This window comes from Nannocystis sp., assembly GCF_016714285.1.
Classification (GTDB): domain Bacteria; phylum Myxococcota_A; class Polyangia; order Nannocystales; family Nannocystaceae; genus Nannocystis.
On the sequence record NZ_JADJNN010000001.1, the window covers coordinates 494,413 to 516,945 of the forward strand.

At 73.1% G+C, this 22,533-nt stretch carries 16 protein-coding genes; 5 read left to right on the forward strand and 11 right to left on the reverse strand.

Translation table 11 applies throughout. The features are described from left to right. The first annotated feature begins 192 nt into the window (after positions 1–192). Positions 193–2,448, forward strand: coding sequence for a spermidine synthase (locus IPJ59_RS02080; protein WP_293254241.1), 2,256 nt, complete (start codon positions 193–195; stop codon positions 2,446–2,448). Between the two features lie 86 nt (positions 2,449–2,534). Here the strand turns inward: IPJ59_RS02080 and IPJ59_RS02085 are convergent, their stop codons facing one another. The 3 genes from IPJ59_RS02085 to IPJ59_RS02095 all read right to left on the reverse strand — a co-directional run bounded on the left by IPJ59_RS02085 (position 2,535) and on the right by IPJ59_RS02095 (position 6,245). Further along, positions 2,535–2,774, reverse strand: coding sequence for a (2Fe-2S)-binding protein (locus IPJ59_RS02085; protein ID WP_293254243.1), 240 nt, complete (start codon positions 2,772–2,774; stop codon positions 2,535–2,537). Positions 2,775–2,807: 33 nt separating this feature from the next. Continuing rightward, a complete protein-coding gene (locus tag IPJ59_RS02090) occupies positions 2,808–5,099 on the reverse strand; it encodes an ATP-dependent DNA helicase RecG (RefSeq protein WP_293269536.1) in 2,292 nt (763 codons plus the stop codon). Positions 5,100–5,351: 252 nt separating this feature from the next. Next, the gene (locus IPJ59_RS02095) at positions 5,352–6,245 is read right to left on the reverse strand and encodes an FHA domain-containing protein (RefSeq protein ID WP_293269537.1); all 894 of its coding nucleotides are present in this window, start codon (positions 6,243–6,245) and stop codon (positions 5,352–5,354) included. Between the two features lie 344 nt (positions 6,246–6,589). Between IPJ59_RS02095 and IPJ59_RS02100 the strand changes: the two genes are divergently transcribed. Both IPJ59_RS02100 and IPJ59_RS02105 read left to right on the forward strand, forming a co-directional pair. After that, on the forward strand, positions 6,590–8,200 hold the full coding sequence (locus IPJ59_RS02100) for a porin family protein (RefSeq protein ID WP_293254249.1): 1,611 nt from the start codon (positions 6,590–6,592) through the stop codon (positions 8,198–8,200). 38 nt (positions 8,201–8,238) lie between these two features. Beyond that, complete coding sequence (locus IPJ59_RS02105) at positions 8,239–10,437, forward strand: tetratricopeptide repeat protein (RefSeq protein WP_293254251.1); 2,199 nt, start codon at positions 8,239–8,241, stop codon at positions 10,435–10,437. A gap of 193 nt (positions 10,438–10,630) precedes the next feature. Here the strand turns inward: IPJ59_RS02105 and IPJ59_RS02110 are convergent, their stop codons facing one another. Next, positions 10,631–11,503: a hypothetical protein gene (locus tag IPJ59_RS02110; RefSeq protein ID WP_293269538.1), complete on the reverse strand. Its 873-nt coding sequence runs from the start codon at positions 11,501–11,503 to the stop codon at positions 10,631–10,633. A gap of 112 nt (positions 11,504–11,615) precedes the next feature. Continuing rightward, the gene (locus IPJ59_RS02115) at positions 11,616–12,887 is read right to left on the reverse strand and encodes an MFS transporter (protein WP_293269539.1); all 1,272 of its coding nucleotides are present in this window, start codon (positions 12,885–12,887) and stop codon (positions 11,616–11,618) included. Between the two features lie 68 nt (positions 12,888–12,955). Here IPJ59_RS02115 and IPJ59_RS02120 point away from each other — a divergent pair, with 68 nt between their 5' ends. Together IPJ59_RS02120 and IPJ59_RS02125 are read left to right on the forward strand one after the other, a co-directional pair. Beyond that, positions 12,956–14,329 (forward strand): cytochrome P450, encoded by a 1,374-nt coding sequence (locus IPJ59_RS02120; protein ID WP_293269540.1) that lies wholly within the window; start codon positions 12,956–12,958, stop codon positions 14,327–14,329. 53 nt (positions 14,330–14,382) lie between these two features. Then, positions 14,383–15,483, forward strand: a complete 1,101-nt coding sequence (locus IPJ59_RS02125) for a TetR/AcrR family transcriptional regulator (RefSeq protein WP_293254259.1) — start codon at positions 14,383–14,385, stop codon at positions 15,481–15,483. Positions 15,484–15,582: 99 nt separating this feature from the next. On the opposite strand, the gene IPJ59_RS02130 is transcribed toward IPJ59_RS02125, so the two are convergent. The 6 genes from IPJ59_RS02130 to IPJ59_RS02155 form a co-directional block, all read right to left on the reverse strand. Next, complete coding sequence (locus IPJ59_RS02130; protein ID WP_293269541.1) at positions 15,583–16,341, reverse strand: hypothetical protein; 759 nt, start codon at positions 16,339–16,341, stop codon at positions 15,583–15,585. 19 nt (positions 16,342–16,360) lie between these two features. Beyond that, complete coding sequence (locus IPJ59_RS02135; protein WP_293269542.1) at positions 16,361–17,056, reverse strand: hypothetical protein; 696 nt, start codon at positions 17,054–17,056, stop codon at positions 16,361–16,363. A gap of 269 nt (positions 17,057–17,325) precedes the next feature. Then, entirely contained in the window at positions 17,326–19,353 is a 2,028-nt protein-coding gene (locus IPJ59_RS02140) for a sensor histidine kinase (protein ID WP_293269544.1), read from the reverse strand. A gap of 114 nt (positions 19,354–19,467) precedes the next feature. Next, positions 19,468–20,166: a response regulator transcription factor gene (locus tag IPJ59_RS02145; protein ID WP_293269545.1), complete on the reverse strand. Its 699-nt coding sequence runs from the start codon at positions 20,164–20,166 to the stop codon at positions 19,468–19,470. 147 nt (positions 20,167–20,313) lie between these two features. Further along, the gene (locus tag IPJ59_RS02150) at positions 20,314–21,117 is read right to left on the reverse strand and encodes an ATP-binding protein (RefSeq protein ID WP_293254270.1); all 804 of its coding nucleotides are present in this window, start codon (positions 21,115–21,117) and stop codon (positions 20,314–20,316) included. A 79-nt stretch (positions 21,118–21,196) separates the two neighbouring features. Then, positions 21,197–22,480 carry a pyridoxal phosphate-dependent aminotransferase gene (locus IPJ59_RS02155; protein ID WP_293269546.1) on the reverse strand — a complete coding sequence of 428 codons (1,284 nt, stop codon included), beginning with the start codon at positions 22,478–22,480 and terminating at the stop codon, positions 21,197–21,199. Positions 22,481–22,533 lie beyond the last annotated feature (53 nt).

Here is a 22,533-nt window from a genome sequence, read left to right on the forward strand (position 1 = left end):
CAGAGCGTTGCGGACCGGGGAGGAGGCGCTTGTGGGCTGTCGCACGGCTGCCTTGCCGTCGACGCCGACGCCGGCCGTTGCCAGGTCGCGGACGTTGCTGGTTCAATGATCGGTTAGGGCGAGGGCGTGGGCCCCTGGCTGTGATGACGGGCCCCGGTGGTATCGTGCGCCGCCACGCTCAGGATCCACGCCGTGTTGCACTTTGCCCTCACGATCTTCCTCAGTGCCTTCCTGCTGTTTCAGGTCCAGCCGCTCATCGGCAAGATCGTGTTGCCCTGGTTTGGCGGCACGCCGGCGGTGTGGACCACCTGCATGCTGTTCTTTCAGGTGCTGCTGCTCGGCGGCTACGCCTATGCGCACTGGCTCACCGCGCGCCTCGGTCCGCGGCAGCAGGGGCGGGTGCACCTGGTGCTGCTCGCGCTGGCCGTGGCTGCGACGGCGCCGACGATCCTGCCCGGCGACGGGTGGAAGCCGGACGGCGCCGACTCGCCGCTGCTGGTGATCCTCGGGCTGCTCGCGGTCTCGGTCGGGCTGCCTTACTTCACGCTGTCGGCCACGGGCTCGCTGACCCAGGCGTGGTTTAGCCGCAGCTACCCGCAGCGCTCGCCCTACGCGCTCTACGCCCTGTCCAACATCGGCTCGCTGCTCGGGCTGCTGACCTTCCCGTTTGTGGTCGAGCCGCGGCTCGGCGCGGTGCAGCAGGCATCGCTGTGGTTCTGGGGCTACGCGCTGTTCGCCGCGCTGTGCGGCGCGCTGGCGGTGCGCAGCGGGCGGGCTGCGTCGGCCCAGACGTCAGGGCCATCGGTAGGGCCATCGGCTGGCCCCGAGGACAGGTCCGAGGCGCCAGGCCCCAGCCGCGGGTTGCGGTGGGTGTGGGTCGGGCTGGGGGCCTGCGCCTCGACGATGCTGCTCGCGGTCACCAACCAGATGGCGATCGACGTCGCATCGGTGCCGTTCCTGTGGGTCGTGCCGCTGTCGCTGTACCTGCTGTCCTTCATCCTCTGCTTCGGCAGCGAGCGCTGGTACCCGCGGGTGCTGTTCTACCCGCTGCTGGTGGCCGCCTACGTCGGGGTGGTGGGGCTCATGCTCGCGGGCGCGGCGGCCAAGCTCGAGGTCCAGGTGGCGGTGTACTCGGGGTCGCTGTTCGTGTTCGTGATGGTGTGTCACGGCGAGCTCTACCGCCTGCGGCCGCACCCGCGCTACCTGACCTCGTTTTACCTCGCGCTCTCCCTGGGCGGGGCGCTGGGCGGCGTGCTGGTCGGGCTGGTCGCGCCCTACGTGTTCCCGCAGTACTACGAGCTGCACCTGTGCCTGCTCGGGACCGCGGCGCTGGTGTTCTACGCGTTTCGCCGCGACCCGCGGCTCGAGCTCGGCGGCGTCGCGCTGCGCCTGTATGTGCTCGCGCTGGCGGTGGTCGCTGGCGGCATCATGTTCTACGCGGCGCGGGTCGACGCCTACGCGTTTCGCGTGGTGACGCCGCTGGTCGGGGCGGTGGCGGCGGTGCTGTTGTTCGCGTTCCTGTGGAGCCTCGGCGTCGTGCAGACGCGTCGCGGTCGGTTCGCGTGGTTGCTGCCGCCCGTGGCGATGGCCCTGCTCACGGTCAACCTCGGCATCGAGGCGCAGCGCCGCGGCGGCGACGCGGTGGCGATCCGCCGCGGCTTCTTCGGCATGCTGCGGGTGGTCGACCGTCAGCTCGAGGACCCTCTGCTGGCGCGGCGGATCCTCTACCACGGCGCGATCAACCACGGATTCCAGTACCTCCACCCGGACCGGCAGATGTGGCACAACTCGTACTTCTCCGAGGAGAGCGGCATCGGCGTGGCGCTGACGCAGCACCCCGGTCGGCGGACCGGGACGCCGCTGAAGATCGGCCTGCTCGGGCTCGGGGCGGGCACGCTGCTGACCTACGGGCGGGCCGGCGACCACATCCGGATCTACGAGATCGATCCGGAGGTCGAGCCGATGTCGCGGCGCTACTTCACCTACTTCGATCGCACGCAGGCCAGCACCGAGGTGGTCCTCGGTGACGGCCGGCTCTCGCTCGAGCGCGAGCCGGACCAGGGCTACGACATCCTGATCCTCGACGCCTTCAGCAGCGACGCGATCCCGATGCACCTGCTCACGCGCGAGGCCTTCGCCGTGTACATGCGCCACCTCAAGCCGGACGGGATCCTGGCGGCCAACATGAGCAACCGGCACGTCGACATCAAGCCGGTGCTCAAGCAATTCGCGGAGCTGCTCGGCCTGCGCTTCGTGTGGATCTCGAGCTACGACGACGACGCCCGCGGGGTGTACGGGGCAGATTGGGGCCTGCTGACCCGCAACGAGGCGTTCCTGGCGACGCCCGCGGTGGCGAGCTCGGAGGACACGAGCGAGGTGTCCACCGACTTGCGCATGTGGACCGACGACTACACCAACCTGTTCGCCGTGCTCAAGTGGTGGCGCTGAGCCGGCCGACGACGACACCAATCTGTAGGTCGCCGGCCGACGACTACAACCTGTTCGCCGTGCTCAAGTGGTGGCGCTGAGCCGGCCTAGGCCTTGCGACGGGCGAACAGCGGCAGCTGGAGGAGGGCGTCGGGGAGGCCGCCGCCGGCGCGGCGCCGCTGGGCCTCCTCCTCGATCATGGTCTTGATCGTGCCGCGACAGCTGCCGCAGCCGGTGCCGGCGTCGCACTCGTCGCCGACCTCGTCGACCGTGCTGGCGCCCTTGCGGATGCAGGCGACCACCTCGTGCTCGAAGATCGAGTTGCAGTGGCAGAGCAGTCGCCGCACCGCCTTCTCCATAGCCCAGCGGGTCGCCGCGGGCTAGCCGGCGTCGCCGCCGACGACCCCGTGTTCGGCCCGCCGCGTGAGCTCGGCCCGCAGCTCGGGGTGCGCCTGCAGGTCAGGGTCGCGCGCGAGGATCTCCTGGGCCGCGTCGCGGGCCGCGTCGAGCAGGCGCGTGAGCTCGCCCGCCAGCCCGGCGATGCGCTGCCGCGGGGTCCCGGCCTGGCGCAGCCCGAACAGCTCGCCAGGCCCGCGCTCGGCGAGGTCCTGCTCGGCCACGCGAAAGCCGTCGCAGGTGTCGACCAGGACCTGCAGGCGCGCGGCAGCCTCGGAGCCGGGGCTGGCAGGCGTGTGCAGCAGGCACACGGGGGCGCCGCCCGGGGGCGTCGCGGGACGGAGCGGCGACGGCACAGCCGTCCTGGTTCCATGGGGCCTGTCCTCGGGGACAGGTAGTTCATATTGCCTGTCCCCAAGGACAGGATCCCCCGATCGACTTGACCTGTCCGTCGGGACAGGTCCGGGGCCGCGACCGATGCGGCCGCGCAGCTGGTGGAGCTGGGCAAGGCCGAAGCAGTCGGCGTGTTCGACGAGCATCGCCTGGGCGGCGGGGATGTCGACGCCGACCTCGATCACGGTGGTGGCGACGAGCACCGCGAGGGCGCCGCTGCGGAACGCGGCCACGGCGGCCTCCTTGTCGCGCGCGGCCATGCGTCCGTGCAGCACGCCGATCGCCGCGCCGGGCAGGCGCTCGCGCAGGTCGGCGGCGGCGGCCTCGACGTCGCTGACCTCGCGGGTGCCGGCCTCGACTTGCGGGCAGACGACGAAGGCCGAGCGCCCGCCGCGGACCAGGTCGGCCAGGGCGGCGCGGGCCGCCGCGAGGCTGCGCGGGCCGGCGAACAGGCGGGTCTGCGGCGGCGTGCGTCCGGGTGGGAGCTCGTCCAGCACGGACACGTCGAGCTCGCCGAACAGCGTGAGCGCGAGGGTGCGGGGGATCGGCGTGGCGGTCATGACGAGCAGGTGCGGGGCGCTGCCCTTGTCGCGCAGGAGGGCCCGCTGGGCCACGCCGAAGCGGTGCTGCTCGTCGATGACGACGAGGCCGAGGCGACGAAAGTGGACGCCCTCGCCGAGCAGCGCGTGGGTGCCGATCAGGAGGTCGAGCGCGCCGATGCGGGCCCGCGTCAGCAGGGCCGCGCGCTCGGGTCGGGAGGTCGCGCCAGTCAACAGGGCGATGCGCAGGCCGGCGGCCTCACACCACGGCGCGAGGCTCCGCAGGTGCTGTGCGGCGAGGATCTCGGTGGGGGCCATCAGCGCCGCCTGGCCGCCGGCCTCGACGATGCCCTGGATCGCCGCGAACGCGACGAAGGTCTTGCCGGCGCCGACCTCTCCTTGTACGAGGCGCAGCATCGGTCGCGGGGCGGCGAGGTCGGTCTCGATCTCGTCGACGGCTCGCCACTGAGCGCTGGTCGGCTCGAAGGGGACGCAGGCCCGCAGACGCTCGCGGCGGTCGTGCTCGGCCGGCAGCAGGCCGACCGGCGGAGCGGCGGCACGGTAGGCGGCGCGCTGGCGCAGCAGGGCCAGCTGGACGTGGAGCAGGTCGTCGAAGAGGACGCGGCGGTGAGCCGGCGTGCGCCCGGCGAGCAGCTCGCGCCAGCTCGCCTCGGGCAGGTCTCCGGGCGGCGCGTGCAGCAGGCCGAGCGCGGGCAACAGGGACGGCAGGCCGAGGCGCAGGCGCAGCTGCTCGGGCAGCGGGTCGACGGCGTGGGCCTGCGCGCGCGCGAGGGCGGCGAGGCAGAGGCGGGCCACGCTGCTGTCGCCGAGGCCCTCGATGTCGGGGTAGCGCACCGCGATCGCGGGGCCCTCGTCGTCAGCGTCGTGCAGCTCCGGGTGGATCAGCGCGACGGTGTCGCCCTTGCGCGCGACCTTGCCGATCATCCGCACGCGGCGACCAGCGACGGCGCGATCGGACAGGCCGCCGACGCGGTGGAACCAGCGGGCCACGAACGCCCGCGGGCCGTCCGCGGTGTCCTGGACCAGCTCCATGGTTGCGAGGTAGCGGCCGCGGAAGAAGCTCTGCTTGAAGCGGCGGATCGTCGCCTCGATCACCGCGACCACGCCGTCGGCGACCTGGTCGACGCGATCGCGGCGGCGATGATCGCGGTAGTCGACGGGGATCCAGCGCAGCAGGTCCCAGCAGCTGCGCAGGCCCTGCTCGCCGAGCTTGGCGGCCGTCCTGGGCCCGACCCCGGGCAGGCCGGTGAGCGCGTCCCAGGGGCTGTCGATGGCGGCCGCTCCGCTCGGGCCTGGCCGCTCGACCAGGCCCGCGGGAGCCATGGGCCTGTCGTCGGGCACGGCCTGCGGCCGCGCCGCGGGCTGCGCTCGCGTCCTTGGCGTGACTACGGGGGCCTTCGTGGCCCGCGCGGGCCTGTCCTCGGGGACATGTCCCGTTGGACCTGGCAGAAGAGGCAGCTGGGGCTGCTCGGTGGGCCCGCGCGGGCGGACCCGATGAGGGGAGGGACGCGCCACGCGGGCCCGTTGCGGATCAGTTACGGATCAGTTGCGGAGCAGTCGCGGGTCAGGCCCACGTCAGCCCAGACTGCTCGGCGGCGTGAACGAGAAGCGCAGCTGGTGATCGCAGAGGAAGTACACGCTGCCCTCCACGATCTTGTGGTTGTCGACCCGCGTGCCCTCGAACTCGATGCCGTTGGTGCTGCCGAGGTCCTTGATGAAGTAGTCGGGGCCGCGGCGGACGATCGAGCAGTGACGGCGCGAGATGTTGGCGTCCTTGATGGGGAGGTCGCTGAATTTCTGGCCGCGGCCGATGACGTACTCCTCCTTGTCGACCTCGTACCACTGGTTCTCGAACATCACGTACAGCGGGCGGACCTGCTGCGGCGCCGCCTTGGCTGCGGGCGGCGGCAGGCGCGTCGGCGCGGCCGAGGTCGGTGCTTGCGGGCGCGGCAGCGAGGGCGCGGCCTTCGGCGCGGCCGAGCCCATGCCGCTGGGCGGGCCCGCGGGCGCGAGCGTCGGCACGGGCGCTGCCGCAGCGGCCGGCGCCGAGGCGGGCCGTGGCAGACGCGGAGCAGCCATGGCCGCCGTCCGCGGGCCATTGAGGCTGGCGCTCGCCGCCGCCGCCGCTGGTGAGGCGCTGGCGGCTGGACCCGCGGCGGCGGGCCGCGCGGCGGGGGTCGGCGGTCCCGGTGGACGCGGAAGTCCGGGCGGCGGTCCAGCGGGTCGGGCGGCGGGCGAAGGCACGGCGGCGGCGGGCCTCGCGGGCGCCGCAGCGGGCGTGCTGGCGATGCCAGCGGGCGCCGGGATCATCGCCGAGGACTCGCCCTCCTTCTTCGTCTTGCTCTTGAACAGCTGCAAGAGCGCGGCCTGGACCACGTCGTCGGTCGAGATCCCACGACGCTTGGCGAGCGCATCGACCCGGGCCCACAGGTCATCACGACATTGGAACTGACGCAGCGTCTTGCTCATGCACTTCCCTCGCGAGGCGGTTCGCGCTGCGGCGGCGAGGCCGTGCGCAGCCGAACCCACGCATCCTATGAAGTCCGGGCTTCGCGGGTCAACTGGCGGACGCCGCTTTTGCCACGAAACGTGCCACCCCGTGTGGGAGTGGTGCGCTATCCTCCGGCACCATGCGCCGGCCTGTGGCATCGCGTTCCGCAGCGGCCTCCACGCCCGCGCCTGCGCACTGCCCTGCGGTCGGGGCCGCGGTTGGGGCCCCTGTTGGGCCCACGCCTGGGTCCGCCACGAGGGCATCGGGCGGGGAGGGCGCAGCTGACCAGAAGGCCAGGATGGGGCTACGAGCCCCCAGTTCGTTGCAGGGGCATCGGATCGCCATCCTGGCGGCGATCTCGGCCGCCCTCGGGGTCTGGTTCGCGGCCGCGAGGGCGCAGGCCGCCCCGGGCTCGAGCACGCGGCTGGGGGTCGCGGAGGCGCAGGGTCCGGCCGCCCGCTCGCTCACCGCGCTGCACCACAACCCGGCGATGCTGGCCGGCATGCCGGGAACGCGGGTGCAGCTCGGCGCGACCGGGGGGCTGGATCAGCGGTGGATCCGTCGCTACGGGGTCGGGCCCGACGGCGTCCCGAGCGGGGCCCTTGGCGATCGGCAGTCGCTGATCAACCCGACGGTCGGCTACTTCGCGGCCGCGAGCTTCTACTTCGAGCCCTTCGCGTTCGGCTTCGGGGTCTACGATCTCGGCAGCCAGTTCAGCTTGCAGAGCACCGATGCCCAGCGCTGGCACCTCGCGCCGGACCCCGATCAGCCGACCCTTCTGTGCGGCAAGAACGACAGCGACGCGTGCAAGGTCAACGGCGGGCAGGCCTCGCTGCGCACCGACTACACCCTCGCGGTCGCGTGGAACATCCTCGCCAACCTGCGCATCGGCGTCGGCCTGCACTTCCCCCGCCTGCGCAGCCGCCTCGCCTATGACAACAGCCGCGCGCTGGCCAGCAGCACCACCCCGGGCGACGCGGGCCGCTGCACGAGCGTCGAGAGCCCGTCGTGCGCGGAGCGGCTCGGCTTCAACGGCCGCACCAGCTGGCTGCCGGCGCGCGACGGTCGACCCAGCGGCTTCGACGTCGCCCTGACCTTCGGGCTCGCGGTCGACGTCTCGGACCGCGTCACGATGGGCCTGCGCTACCGCACCCGTCCGCTGGTCAACAGCGGCGACTACGTGCTGGCCGGGAAGGCCGCGGTCTGCCGCCCCGACGAGCAGGAGCTCGGCGCCAGCGAGGTGCAGCCCTGTTCGGTGGCCACGCCGGTCGACGCGAGCATGCGCGAGGGCGGGGCGCGCGAGGCGGCGATCGGGGTCGCGGGGGTGATCGGTCGGGCCAAGGTCTGGCGCATCGACACCAACCTGTACTGGCTCGACCTCTGCCACGACAACCGCGACGGCATCGGCGTGACGCGCTGCGGCGACCCCGGCAATCAGCGGCTGAGCCTGGTCGGGCTCGACCGCAGCAGCGTGCTGCTGCCGGAGACCACGCGCTACCGCGGCCGCAACGACGTGTTCGGGGTCGACGCCTACACCACCTATCGCGCCCGCTCCACCTTCGCGGTGATGCTGGGCGGCCACTTCAGCTCGCCGACCACGCGCACCTCGGCGCTGTCGGCCGCGGGCAGCGACGGCTGGCGCTTCGGCCTCAGCGTGGGCAGCACGCTGCGCATCGGTCAGGGCAACTTCCAGCTGGTCCCGGGCTACGCGCTCGACCTCTACCTGCCGAGCACGGTGCGTCCGGGTAGCGCCGCCTTCGATCCCGCGGCGGCGGCGGCCTTCCACAAGAGCGGCGGCGATCTCAACACCGCGGCGGCCGCCCAGGTGCTCGCGGGTCAGGGTCGACCGAGCAACGCGGGCCGCTACACGGGCGCGGTGCACACCTTCATGCTCGGGCTGCGCTGGTCCGAGCGCATGGTGGGCTTCGACTAGCAGTGGCGAGCCCTGGGCCCGGCCCGTACACTGGCCCGGTGCGTCCTTCGGCCCGCCTCCTCGCCCTCCTCGTCGCCGTCTGTGCGCCCACAACTGCAGGGATCTCGGGCACCGGCTGCGCCCACAAGACGAAGCCCGAGACGCAGGCGCCCGAGGTGCCGAAGTCGGTGGCCGACCTTGATCATTTTGCGATCGGCCTCAACCAGTTCGCCCTGCTGCCGCTCGATCACCCGCGCCGCGAGGCGTTTCGCCGGGTGCTGCTCGACTACCTGGTCGGCTACATCGGCAAGACGCTGGCGGACGGTCGCCCCGAGGAGGCGAGCAACGCCCTGCAATTCGCGGTGACGCTGTGGCGTCCGGCCGAGCTGCGGGGTGAGCGGCGCGTGGAGCCGGGACTCACGGCGGCGGCGCACCGGATCTACGCCGCCGCGGCGCGGCGCGGCAACGAGGGGCCGGCGCTGTTCGCCATCGCGATCGAGCAGCAGTTCGGCGACGAGGCCACCCGCGCCCGCGCGGTCGCCACGTGGACCGAGATCGAGGGCTGGCTGGTGCGCAACGGCAACTTCTCGGACGAGCCGGTGCTGCGCCACGAGGAGCTCGAGGGCGCGATGGAGGAGACCGCGGCCAACTTCCCCGCGCCCTTCGTGGTCCAGCGCCTCGCCGATCTCTACGTCGCTCGTTACGAGGCGGCGATCGAGGCCAGCAGCAGCAGCGGCAACCCGGAGCTCGGGATCGCGGCCAAGCACCGCGCCGAGGTCACCGGCTACCTGCTGACGCGCCTGTACCTCCGCGCCGACGACTTCGACGGGGCGATCGCGGCGCTCGGCCGGGTCGAGCTCGACGTGCCGACGCGCAAGCTGGTCGAGTTCCTCGAGTCGGCGCGCGCGCCCAACAAGAGCGCCGGTCCGCTGATGACTCTGGCCGCGCAGTTCATCCCCGAGGACGAGGACGAGTCGAGCCGGATCCCGCCGGCCTTCATCACCCAGGGCTGGGGCATCGTCGAGAACCTCGCCCGGCGCGCGACGATCCGTTACCCGAACGACGCCTTCGCCCACCTCTTGCTGTCGCGGAGCTTTCGCCAGCAGGGCCTGATCGACGCCGCGATCGTCCACCTCGACCGCACGATCGAGCTCAAGGAGGACATCTTCGACGCCTGGCAGGACCAGGCGATCCTCAAGCAGAGCAGCCTCGAGCGGCTGGCCGGGGTCGACGCCGACGCGGCCCTGCTGCGCCTCGCCGAGGTCGAGAAGTTCCACGCCCGCGCGGTCGCGCTGTGGTCGGGGCGGCCGATCCGGCCCGGGCTCTCGGAGGCCTACTTCACCGTCGCCGAGGGCCTCTACGAGCTCGGACGCGTCGACGAGGCCAAGCACCTGCTGGGCAAGAGCGTCGCCCGTGAGCCGCTCGCCGAGTCGCTCGATCTGCTGGCCACGATCGCGGCCAAGAGCGGCGCCTACGCCGAGGCCGCGCGGCACTACGAGGCGCTGCTCGGGCTGCCCTTCGCCGACCAGCGCACGCGCCTGCGCTGGGAGACGCAGGCCCGCACGGCGCTGGCCCAGATCCGCCACAAGCTCGGCGCCGAGGCCGAGGCGCAGACCCAGCTGACCACCGCGTTGCGCCAGCTCAACAAGCTGATCGGCTACCCGGCGCTCGGCGTGGAGGAGCGCAGCGCCCGGCTGGTCGAGCGCGGCAAGCTGCTGTTCTTCCTCGGCGACGCGGTCCAGGGCGCCGAAGACTTTCGTCAGGCCCGATCGCTCACGCCGGACCGCGCCGAGGCCTACGCCGAGCCGATGCTGTTCGTGGTCAACCACGGCTATTACCCGCTCGCGCTCGAGATCTTCCGCCAGGCGCTGCCGCGCGACGAGGTGCGGGCCTCGCTCAAGCTGTACTTTTGCCTGTGGCTGCACGAGCTGGCGCTGCGCCAGGGCCTGCCGCAAGACCCGCAGGTGCTCGCGTACCTCGACAACTTCAGCAGCGACAGCTGGCAGGGCAAGCTGGCCCGCCACGCCCAGGGCAAGCTCAGCTTCGACGATCTGCTGCGCGGCGCGACCGACTCCGGTGAGCAGGCCGAGGCGTACTTCTACGAGGCGCTCCGCCGCTGGCGCAGCGACCCCAAGGGCGGCCAGCAGCTGATGCGCAAGGTGCTCGACACCCGCCGCATGGCGTTCTTCGAGTACGACATGGCCCAGAACTACCTCGAGTGGAACGACCTGCCGGCCTCGGCGCGGGCGCCTCGCTGAACTCCGCGCGGTCGCGCGACCTGGCCGAAGGGCCAGCTACGACCTGGCCGAAGGGCCAGCTACGACCTGGCCGAAGGGCCAGCTGCGACCTGGCCGAAGGGCCAGCTGCGACCTGGCCGAAGGGCCAGCTTCGAGCTGTCGCGCGGCCAGCCTCGACCTGGCCGAAGGGCCAGCCTGCGCCAGAGCGAACCGATCAGCGGGGACGGCGGTGGACCATGGTGCGGGCGCCGGCGGCGAAGCGCACGCTGATCTTGCCGGGGTCGGGCAGGGCCTCGACGCGGCCGCGGCCGAAGCTCGGGTGCTCGAGCACGTCGCCGACGACGTAGTCGGCGCTGGGGCTGTAGCTGTGAATGGTTGCGGCGCCGGCGACGGCGCTGGCGTGCGCGTCGTCGGCGGCGATCTCGTTCGCGGCCCGGCGCCAGGGCACCGTCCAGCGCGGGGCGGCGCGGTCGATCATGCGGCGCAGCGGCCCGTCTTCGCGGTCCCAGGTGGCGCGGACCATGCCGCGGATCTCGGCGGCGGAGGGCTGTCCGAGGTCCTCGCTGCGGATCGGCGTGAGGCCGCCGCGGGCCCGGGCATAGGCGAGGACGGCGGCGTGACGCGCGAGCTGCGGGCGGGCGCTGGCCGGGAGATCGGCGAAGTGACGCTGACCCGCGCCGCCGCGGGCGAACCATGCGTCGGCGTCCTGGACTGCGCGCGGGGCCCCGGCGATCGCGTCGACCACCCGCTCGAGGACGATGCAGGCGGCCACCGGGGCGCCGTCGATCGTCAGCTGCACGCGGTTGTAAACCGTCTCGGCGCCGTGGCCGAGGATGCGCTCGACCGCCGTGCGACCCGTCCGCGAGCTCGCGCTCCCGAGATCCTCCGGCCAGCTGCTGACGAGGGCGCCGCGCTGCAGCAGCGACTCGAGGCGCTCGCCGATGAATCGCGTCTCCGGCGTGATGTCGGCGGGCGCCAGCTCGATGCCGCCGTAGCGGTCGTAGCAGCCGCGCACCGGCGGGGTCCACGGCTGCCAGATCGTCGCCGCTTCCGGGTCGCTGGCGAGGACCGGCTCGAGGAGGAACATCGAGATACCGACACGGCCGTCGGCCGGGCGCCAGCCGGTCGGCAGCCCGCTCACACCGCAACGCAGATCGAACACGCCCACGCGCGAGGTGTGGCGCGGACCGGGAGATCTGTCAAGCGGTTTGGCCTGGCCGATCGGACAGGTCAGCGCCAGCCCGGGCGACGTCGTGCTTGGCGGTGCGGGCCGCGACGAAGCAGCACGAGGCGGCGAGCACGAGCACGCCGACGAAGCGCACGAAGGTCTCGCCGGTGCTGCCGATCAGCTCAGCGGCGGCGCCGAAGGCCGGTGGCGCCGCCATGTCGCCGAGGAAGTGGAGGATGAAGACGGCGAGCGCGTAGGCCATGGCGCGCTGATCGGGGCGGACGACGTTGGCGATCTGGGTGTTGACCGCCGGCATGCACAGGAACAGGCAGGTCGCGCCGACCAGCAGGGCGGCGAGGATCGCCCCGGGTGCGCGCACGCTGAAGCCGATGATGAGGCTCGGCAGGGCGATGGTGTAGGCGCAGCCGGCGAGCAGCGCGTAGGCGCCGCGGGTGCGCCGGGCCAGGCGGTCGCCGAGCAGCCCGGCGAGCACGCTGCCGACGACGCCGCCGACCAGGCCGATGACGCCGAGGTAGGTGGTCGCCTCGACCTTGGTCATGCCGCGCTCCTGCTCGAGGAAGGCGATGCCGAAGTGCAGCAGCGGGACCAGGATCATCACCGCGAAGGCCTGGGCGAGGATGATCAGCATCAGGGTGCGGTTCTTGATCAGCTCGCGGTAGGGCGCGAGGCCGCCGTGCCTGGTGCCCGGCGGGGCCGCTGCGCGCGGCGGCTCGGGCAGGAAGAGGATCAGCAGCGCGACCAGGAGGCCCGGCGCGCCGGCGACGAGGAAGGCGTTGCGCCAGCCGCCGAAGTGCTCTGTGACCACGCCGCCGACGATGTAGCCGGCGGTGCCTCCGAGCGGCACGCCGAGGTAGAACAGCGACAGCGCCCGCCCGCGCACGTCGGCGGAGCACAGGTCGACGACCAGGGTCGGGCCGATCACGAGGCAGCCGGCCTCACCGACGCCGATCAGGAAGCGCGAGATGTAGAGCTCCAGCTTGGTGTCGGCGAGCCCGGAGCCGAGCGTGGCCAGCGACCACACCAGCACGCAGGCGGCGAAGATGACGTTCCTTCGCCAGCGCACCGCGGCGTAGCCGACCAGCGGCGCGAACACCATGTAGCCGATCGTGAAGGCCGACCACAGGGTGCCGAACTCGGGCTTCGACATGGCGAAGGCGGGCCGGATCTCGCTCTCGAGGGCGCTGACCACCTGGCGATCGAGGTAGTTGAGGAAGTTGGCGAAGCAGATGACACCGAGCGCAAACGCGAGGTGGCTGCGGGAGAAGGTCGGTCGGTCAGCCATCCGGAGGGGCCCGAGGATACAAATTCGCCGGGCTTGCTCCGGCGTGAAACATGTTCTAGTTTCGCGGAATGACGGCACAGACGCAGCGCGTGAGCGTGGGTCGAACGATCCCGGGCCCGCGCTCCTGGCCGCTGGTGGGGCACGGGTTGTCGGTGCTGCGTCACGGGATCTTCCCGGTGTTGGAGCGCAGCTGGCGGCGTCACGGCGACATGTTTCGCCTGGATCTCGGACCCAAGCGGATCGTCGTGATCGTCCACCCCGACGAGGTAGAGCGGGTGCTGATCAGCGATCGCGACAGCTACTACAAGGGCGCGTCGTACGACTTCTTCCGCGTGCTGGTCGGCGACGGGATGGTCACCAACGAGGGCGAGACGTGGCGGGCGCGGCGACGCGTGGCCCAGCCGAGCTTCAACAAGGGCGTCGTCGCGGCGCTGGCCGGCAAGATGACGGCGGCGACGGAGACGATGCTCGGCGCGTGGGCGGCGAAGCTGGAGGTCGGCGCGGAGTTCGACATCTACGAGGAGCTGCTGGCGCTGACGATGTGGATCATCGGCGACACGCTGTTCGGCCTCGACCTGCGCGGGTCGATCGATCGCTCCGCGGAGGCCTTCACGGTGGCGCTCGAGCAGCTGTCGGTGCGTGGCAACGAGATGGTGCGCCTGCCGCTGCACTGGCCGACGCCGGGCAATCGCAAGCTGCGGCGGGCGCTGGCCACCCTCGACGAGACGGTCCACGCGATCATCCGCGGGCGCCGCGAGAGCGGCGAGCGGCCGCCCGATCTGCTGAGCGCGCTGCTGGCCGGCCACGACGAGCACGGCCAGCCGCTGGGCGATCGGGCGCTGCGCGACGAGGTGATCACCTTCTTCCTCGCGGGCCACGAGACGACCGCGCTGGCGCTGTCGTGGACGTGGTTCATGCTGGCGACCCACCCGCAGATCCAGGCGCAGCTGTTCGCCGAGGTCGACGCGGTGCTGTGCGGGCGCACGCCGACGGCCGACGACCTCGCGCGCATGCCGTACACGCGGATGGTGCTGCACGAGGCGCTGCGCCTGTACGCGCCGACGTGGAGCGGGGCGCGTGATGTGCTGAGGCGGACCGAGCTCGGCGGTCACGCGGTCGAGCCCGGCGAGGTCGTGATGTACCTGCCGTACTTCACCCACCGTCACCCCGAGTTCTGGGACGCGCCGGAGCAGGTCCGGCCCGAGCGGTTCACGCCGGAGGCGATGCAGACGCGGCACAAGGGCGCCTACCTGCCGTTCAGCGCCGGGCCGCGGATGTGCATCGGCAACCACTTCTCGCTGATGGAGGGCGCGCTGATCCTGGCGATGATCGCCCAGCGCTACCGCTTCAGCCTGAGCCCGCGGGCCCGCGTGGAGCCGCAGTTTCAGATCACGATGCGCCCGAAGTACGGCGTTCTGCTGCGCGTCGATGCGCGACGGTGACGGATCGGGCGGCGGCGTTGACCGCGGCGGGCCCGGGCCGGTACACCCATGGCGTGGCCGACGACACACCCGCCGGGGCGCTGCTCCGCGACGAGCGGACGCGGCGGATCCTCGACGCGGCGGTCCAGCTGGCCGAGGCGGGGGGCTTCGCGGCGGTGCGCCTGCGCGACGTGGCCCAGACCTCGGGGGTCGCGCTCGGCACGGTGTACAAGCGCTTCCGCAGCAAGGAGGACCTGCTGCTCGGCGTGCTCACCGAGGAGCTGCACGAGCTGCGGGCCCAGATCGGCGAGGCGCCGGTGCGCGGGCCGACGCCGCTGCTGCGGGTGATCGGGTTCTTCGCGTTCCTCACCGACTTCCTGTGTCGGCGCCCCAACCTGGCGCGGGCGGTGGTCCGATCGGCGGCCTCGGGCGAGCAGGCGCTGAGCGAGCGGCTGGCCCGCTTCCACGCCAAGCTGTTCGAGCTGAGCTTCGCGGCGTGGCAAGGCGGGGCCCACCGGGCGCCGACGGCGGGTGAGTCGGTGATGCTCTCGGCGCTGCAGCAGGTGTGGTTCTCGGCGCTGTGCGGCTGGGCCGGGAGCCTGTACGACCACGATGAGGTGGTTCGCCAGGTGGCCGCGGCGGCGCGGCTGATGACCCACGGGGTCGTGCACATGCCGGCCGAGGCGGTCGTGTTCGCGGCGCCGCTGCGGGTGGTGCGAGTCGCGGATCGCAGCGGGGTCGGGACGATCGCGCTGCCGCGGGAGCTGGTGGCGATCGAGTTGGTGGCGGCGGCGACTTGCGACGGGCTGGCGGCGCTGCTGGTCCGCGATGACGTCGACGTGCTGCAGCTCGCGGGTCCGGTCGACGCGGGCGCGCTGCCGACGGGGCTCGCGGCGCCTTCGGGGCGGCCGCGGATCGTGGTGCTGCATGGCTGCTTCTCGGTCGCGCTGGCGGAGCGGCTGGCGGCGAGCGTGGATGTCGTGCTCGGCGCGGGGCCGGAGCTGGCGGCGGCGCTGATGGATCGGGCCGCGGAGGCGCTGTATGTCGCGCTGGTTCGCGGCGCGTCGCTGCAGGAGGCGCACGCGGAGGCCCGCGCGGCGATCGGCGAGCACGCGCATCACTTCGAGCTCAAGGCGCGCGACGGGGCCGAGCTGCGCGCGCTGTCGCTGCGCTGAGCGGCGCGCGACGGGGCCGAGCTGCGCGCGCTGTCGCTGCGGTGTAAACCGGCAGCGCTATGGCCCGGCGCGTTGCGGGGTCGAGCCCGTGGGCGGCGCTCAGAAGCGGTACGAGAGGTTCAGCGTGCCGCCGCCGCGGCGCGGGGCGCTCTGCAGGTGGACGCCGCGGCCGAGGTGCAGGCCGGCTTGCTGCTGACCGGCGCGCTGACGCCGGCCGTCGCGGACCCACAGGGTGGCGCCGGCGATGCCGAGCGCGAGGCCGGCGCTCTGGGCCAGGAAGGAGAACACGCCGGCGAGGGTGCCAGTCGCGGTGCTGTCGGACCCGTCGCCACGAAGGTCGCGGATGCCGATCAGCGGGCCGACCACCGGGACGAAGAGGACCAGGCCGGCGCGATGACAGCCGGTGCCGCCGACGACGTCGTCGCAGACCCTGCCGTTGGCGTCGTAGATCGCGGCGCCGATCAGCGCGGTGGTCAGGTAGGAGGCGCCGAAGATGGTCCAGCCGGCGATCATCATGCCCTTGCCGCGGCGACGCGGCGGCGGCTGGTAGGGCTGGCTCTGGGCGGGGTAGGGCTGCGGCTGGGCGTAGGGCTGCGGGTCGCCGTAGGGCTGCGGCGCGGGCTGCCCCTGGGGCTGCCCGTAGGGCTGCGGCGCGGGCTGCCCCTGGGGCTGCCCCTGGGGCTGCCCGTAGGGTTGCGGGGCCGGGGTGGCGACCGGCGCGGGGGCGGGCTCGCCGGGGGCGGCGTAGCCGGGCGCCGCGACGATGCGCACGGAGCTGGCGTAGGGGCTGGCGTGGGCCGTGCTGGCGCACAGGCTGAGGGCGACGAGGGCGGACAGGGAGATGCGCACTTTGGGCATGGGGGAGCTCCGGGGACGATCAGAAGCGGTAGCTGAGGCCGACCATCGCGCCACCGCGGGTGCTCGGGCTGGCGTTGATGCGGAGGCCGCGACGGGTGAGGCGCAGGCCGTCATGGTTGAGCACCATCTGTTGCTGCTGACGGCGGTCGGCGGCGAACTGGGCGGTGCCGGCGATGCCCATGATCAGGCCCGCGGTCTGGAAGACGCCGCTGAGGCCGAGGAAGATCGAGCCGGTGGCGGTGTTGCTGGGGCCGATGGCCATGAAGGGGCCGGCGACGGGGATCATCATGTAGTAGCCGAGGCGCTGGCAGCGGGCCGGATCTTCGCAGATGGTCTTGCTGTCGGAGATGACGGCGCCGACCAGCGCGGTGAACAGCCAGGAGGCGCCGAGCATGGTCCAGCCGCCGATCATCAGGCCCTTGCGCGGGCTGCGGGGGGGCGGCGCCATGGGGGCGGGCCCCGGCGCGTAGGGCTGCGGCTCGGCGTAGTAGGGTTGCGGCGCGGGGTAGGGCTGCGGGGCCGGGTAGGGCTGGGCCACGGGCGTGGGCCCGGGTGCCGGCGCCGGCGCGACCTCGGTGGCTGCTGGCTCCTGGGACATGCTCCGAAGGACATGTCCGTAAGGACTGGCGGCCGCGGGGGCGGCGATGCTGAGCGCCAGCGCGGAGGCCAGGACGGACGTGAGCACGGCGGGGATCGGGCGGCGTAGCTTCGACATGGCTGGTTTCTCCGGGGCTGCTGGCAGCGGCAGCGCGTGGTGCCTCAGGATGCACCGCGCCGCCACGGCCGTCCAGACGCGGGCGATCGGGGTCACACGCGGTGGTCGGAGCCGGCGTTTGGCCCAGTCCGTGGGCCCAGAAGGCCACGGATCACGGCGCGGCTGTGGTCGCCTCGGCCGACCTCGCGGGGCAGCCAGATCTCGATGTCAGAGCGGGTGCCTCGGCCGACCTCGCGGGGGAGCCAGACCTCGATGTCGGCGAGGGCGCCTCAGCTGAGCTCGCGCGGCAGCCAGACCTCGATGTCTGCGCCGCCGCCGGGGCGGGCCCTCGCGTGGGCGTCGCCGCCGTGGGCGCGGGCGAGGTCTCGCACGAGCGAGAGGCCGAGGCCGGTGCCAGGGGTGTGCGCCGTGCTGGCCCGCTGGACCCGCACGAAGCGCTGGAACACGCGCTCGCGGTCGCTGACGGGGATGCCGGGGCCGCGGTCCTGCACGTGCAACACGGCGCGACCGGGCTGCGCCAAGAGGGCCACGCGGAGCCGGCGATCGTCGCTCTCGGCGGCGTACTTGAGCGCGTTGTCGAGGAGGTTGACGACGATCTGCTCGATCGCCTGGGCGTCGAAGCGGCAGCGGAGCTCGTCCGGTAGATCGAGTTCTACCGTGAAGCCCTTGCTGGCGATGTGCCGGGCCTGGCCCAGGGCGACCTCGCGGATCAGCGCCGCGAGGTCGCCGGGCCGCAGGTCGAGGACGCGGCGGCCCTCCTCCAGCTGCGAGACGGCGAGCACGTTCTCCACCAGGCGACTGAGGCGCACGCTCTCGCGCACGAGGTCGTCGTGGATCGTGGCCAGGCTGCCGGGCGCGACCAGGCCCTCCTGCAGCAGCTCGGCGTGCATGCGCAGGGTGGTCAGCGGGGTGCGCAGCTCGTGCGAGACGGCGGAGACGAAGGCGGTCTTTTGGGCCGAGAGCTCGTCGGCGCGGCGGGCCGCGCGGGCGACGACGACGACGCCGACGCCGACGATCACGATCAGGCCGAGGAGCGCACCTGCCTGAAAGGCCAGGTGGTCGGGCGGCGCTGCAGGAGCCGCGAAGCACAGCCACACGCCGGGCAGGTGCTCGCTGACCGCCTGCGGATCGGCGCAGGCGTCGGCGTCGACGACCACCCGCGGGAGCTCGCCGGCGGGCGCGTGGCGGGCGGCGACGGCGGGCAGCCAGGTGTCGACGAGGTAGGCCCGGTCGAGCAGGACGCCCTGCACCGATCCGGTCTCGGCGTGCGAGACGACGCGCTGGAGGACGAGCGCGTCGCCGAGCGTGAGGTAGGCCATCGGCGTGTAGTCGACCTCGGTGCCCTGCGGCATGCCGGCGGCGATCGACGCGGGCAGTGGCGCGGACGGTTGCGACGGCGCGGCCTGTTGCGGTGGTTGCGGCTGCTGCCGGGCCTGGGTCGGGGCCCGGGCCTGCGCTTTTCGACCTGGCCGATTGGACAGGTTGTCGGAGGTCTGCTGGGCGGGGATCGGATCGAGGAGCTGCTGGGCGGCGCTCTGCTCGAACAGCGGGGCGGCGTCGTTGGCCTGCGCGAGCGGGACGTTGCGCATCTGCTGGCTCTGGATCGCCTCCCAGCTGACCTGGTTGCGGCTGGTGATCGGGACCTGCTTGCGCGGGCGCGCGGCCTGCTGCTGCTGCGGGGCTTGCTGTGGTTCGGGGTCGTTGGTCTGGGCGGCGAGGTCCTGGTAGGCCCGGTTGGAGAGCTGGCCGATGTTGGTGGTGAGCGGGGCGTCCTGGTCGCGCGGGCGCAGATCGGCCTGGGCGAGGCGGGTGTCGGGGGCGGGCTCGCCGAAGCTCTGGGCGCGCAGCGGGGCGAAGGCCGGGGTGGTCGCGACGGCGAGGATCTGGTCGGCGCGCGGGCTGCCGGGGTGGTCGTCGTCGACGGGGTACGGTGTGCGCACGCGGCCGCCGGGGTCGACCTGGAAGTGACCGAGGATCCGCGGGTCGTCGGGGTCGGCGGCCAGCGGTGAGACGGCGACCGCGTCGCCGAGGGCGAGCACCTCGGGCGGGCTGTAGAAGTGGTTGTAGAGGTAGAAGGGTCGGGCGTCCTCGCGGCGGCGCAGCTCCTCGAGGCCCTCGCGCACGGCCGCGGCGACGCGCTCGGCGGTCTGGCGGCGGCTGGCCTCGTGCTCGCGGGCGAGGCCGGCCTGCTCGCGCAGCGAGGCGAGCCACCAGCCGACCGCGAGCAGTACGGTGGGGAGCGCGACGCCGAGGCCGAGGGCGAGGACGCGGCGGCGGCCGGCGCCTCGCAGGCTCACCGGGCCTCCGCTTCGAAGCGGTGGCGACCACGCGCAGTGGCGGCGCCACGCAGGCTCACCGGGCCTCCGCTTCGAAGCGGTGGCGACCACGCGCAGTGGCGGCGCCTCGCAGGCTCACCGGGCCTCCGCTTCGAAGCGGTAGCCGCGGCCACGCACGGTGCCGATCCAGTCGTCGCCGCCGGGCACGGTCCGCAGCTTGCCGCGCAGCTGGAGGATGTGGACGTCGACGGTGCGCGTGCGGATGCTGCCGTCGTGGTAGCCCCAGACATCGGTGAGCAGGGCCTCGCGGGTGACGGCGACGCCGGGGCGGGCGCGGAGGTACTCGAGGATGAGGCCCTCGCGCGACGTGAGATCTACCTGTCCTTCGGGCCAGGTGATGACCAGGCGGGCGAGGTCGACGGTGACCTCGCCGACGCGGAAGCTGGCCTGCGGGGCGGGCGGCCGCACGCGGCGCAGGAGGCCGCGCACGCGGGCGATGAGCTCGCGGATGCCGAAGGGTTTGGTGACGTAGTCGTCGGCGCCGGCGTCGATGCCGGCGACGACGTCGGCCTCGGCGCCGCGGGCCGTCAGCATCAGCACGGGGGTGAGGTCGCCGCGGGCGCGCAGGCGCTGGAGGAGGGTGAGGCCGTCGACGCCGGGGAGCATCCAGTCGAGCAGGACGAGGTCGTAGTGGTTGGTGGACAGCTTGATCTGGGCCTCGTGGCCGTCGCTGGCGAGCTCGAGCTCGAAGCTCTGGGTGCGCAGCAGCTCGACCAGCCCGTGACGGATCGCGGGCTCGTCCTCGACGATCAGGACGCGGGGCGGCTGGCTCACCGCGTCAGGGTGGCAGATCGGCGGCGGCGACGGGAGTGGGGGGCGTAAGAGCTGCGTAAAACGTCGCGGGTCGGCGCGGGCCCGAGGCTGGCGACGCTGCGAGAGGCCGCGGATCGGCCCGCGGAGGCAGTTCGGGTGCTCGCGGGGTCAGTTGCCGGCGACGTTGCCCATCGACGCGTTGATGTACGAGGGCAGGACGACGCGGACCTCGGTCTGCGAGGTGTGGAACTGGACGGGCAGGCTGGTGGCCTCGCCGAGGGCCTTGCGGATCAGGGGCACGCCGCGGCCGACCTGCTCGACCAGGCCGAGGGTGCGGGCGGTGGCGGTGAGCAGCGGGTTGCGCGGGAAGCTGGCGCCGCCGTGCTGGGCCAGCTCGTCGAGCGAGAGCGGCAGGGCCAGGCCGCCGGGGCTCCAGACCTCGAGGCGGTCGTTGAAGATGCGCAGCGAGACGCGGCCGCTGAGGCGGTAGTCGCGGTGGAGCAGGCCGTTGAGCAGCGCCTCGCGGACGGCGGCCTCGGGGTACTCGCCGGCGGGCTCGCTCGGGCGCAGGAGGTTGGGGGCGACGCGGGTGTTGCTGCGCACGAACTCGAGGGACTGTTCGACCAGGGCGGCGAGCGGGCCCTCGACGTCGTTGCGGGCGGCCACCTCGTCGGCCAGGTTGGCGCCGCGGACCCGCACGCAGGCGACGCCCCACTCGGGGCGGATCAGCTGCGGGGCTGTCCCAAAGGCCATGAGGCCGACGACGGTCGGGACCATGTGCGAGCCGATCGATCCGAGCAGGCCGAGGCGCTGGGCGCCGCGCTCGAGCGCGGCGAGGTCGGGCTCGGCCCCGAGGCCGGCGATCCGGCGCTTGACGTAGGCGTGCAGGCTCGGGAGGTCGAGGTCGTCGAGGCCGCTGCCGGCGACGGGGCTGCGCTCGAAACCAAGGGGCGTGGGTGCGACGAGGCTCATGCGCGGGGAGCCGGCATGGTAGCGCGACGCAGGGCCCGCGGCGGGGCGCGAAGCGGGGGAGTTGCGCGAGCTGGGGCGATCAGGCCGCGGAATTCGTGCGTTGCGCGTATGCGCTCAGACCGGCGCGGAGGATCTCGAGGCAGCGGGTGAGCTTGTCGGGGGCGAGCACGTAGGCGATGCGGACCTGGTGGCGGCCCGCGCCGGGGGTGGCGTAGAAGCCCTCGGCGGGGGCCATCATGACGGTCTCGCCCGCGAGGTTGAAGTCGCGGAGCATGAAGATGCAAAAGTCCTCGGCGTCGGCGACGGGGAGCTCGGTGACCAGGTAGAAGGCGCCGGTCGGGGTTGGGCAGGAGACGCCGGGGATCTGGTTGAGGCCGGCGACGATGAGGTCGCGGCGGGCCCGGTAGGCGTCGATCATCGCCCGCATCTCGGGCTGTGGGGTCGTGAGCGCGGCCGCGGCGGCGAACTGATCGACGGTGGGCGGCGACAGGCGGGCCTGGGCGAACTTGAGGCAGGCGGCGTAGAAGTCGGGGTTGCGAGTGACGAGGCAGCCGACGCGCGCGCCGCAGGCGGAGTAGCGCTTGGACACCGAGTCGATGACGACGGCGTGGGCGGCGAGCTCGGGGATCGCGAGGACGGAGGGGGCCAACGCGAGGGCCCCATCGAGGGCCCCAGCGAGGGCCGTCGGGATGGGGCTGTCCGCGGGGACAGGTGGCTCGGGGTAGACGAACTCGCGGTAGACCTCGTCGACGACGAAGAAGATGTTGGCGTCCTGGCAGACGCGGCCGAGCGCGCGCAGGTCGTCGGCGGAGAGGACCATGCCGGTCGGGTTGCCGGGCGAGGGGACGACGAAGGCCCGGGTGCGCGGGGTGATCGCGGCGCGCACGCGATCGGGTGGGATCGCGAAGGACTCGCTCGCGTGGGTCGCGACCGGGACGACACCGACGCCGAGCATGTGCGAGAAGCCGGCGTAGTTGGTGTAGTAGGGCTCGGCGACCAGGATCTCGTCGCCGGGATCGCAGGCGGCGGCGATCGTGAAGAGCAGGGCCTCGGAGCCGCCGACGGTGACGAGGATCTGCGAGGGGTCGATCGGCGGGGCGTCGCCGGTGAGCTGGTTGTAGTAGGCGGCGAGCGCCTTGCGGTAGTAGAGATAGCCCTCGGAGGGGCTGTAGGCGATGACCTCGTCGGCGAAGCGGGCGTAAGCGGCGCGCATCGGCGAGACGGTGTGGAGGTCGGGCTGGCCGATGTTGAGGTGGTGCACGACGACGCCGCGGGCCTTCGCCGCGTCGGCGTAGGGGGTGAGGCGGCGGATCGGCGAGCTCGGTGCGGTCGCGCCGCGACGGGACAGGTTCGGCGTGGTCATGAAGCAGCGCGAGGGTGCGGCAAAGCGCGGCAAGTCTCAAGGGGCCGCGATGC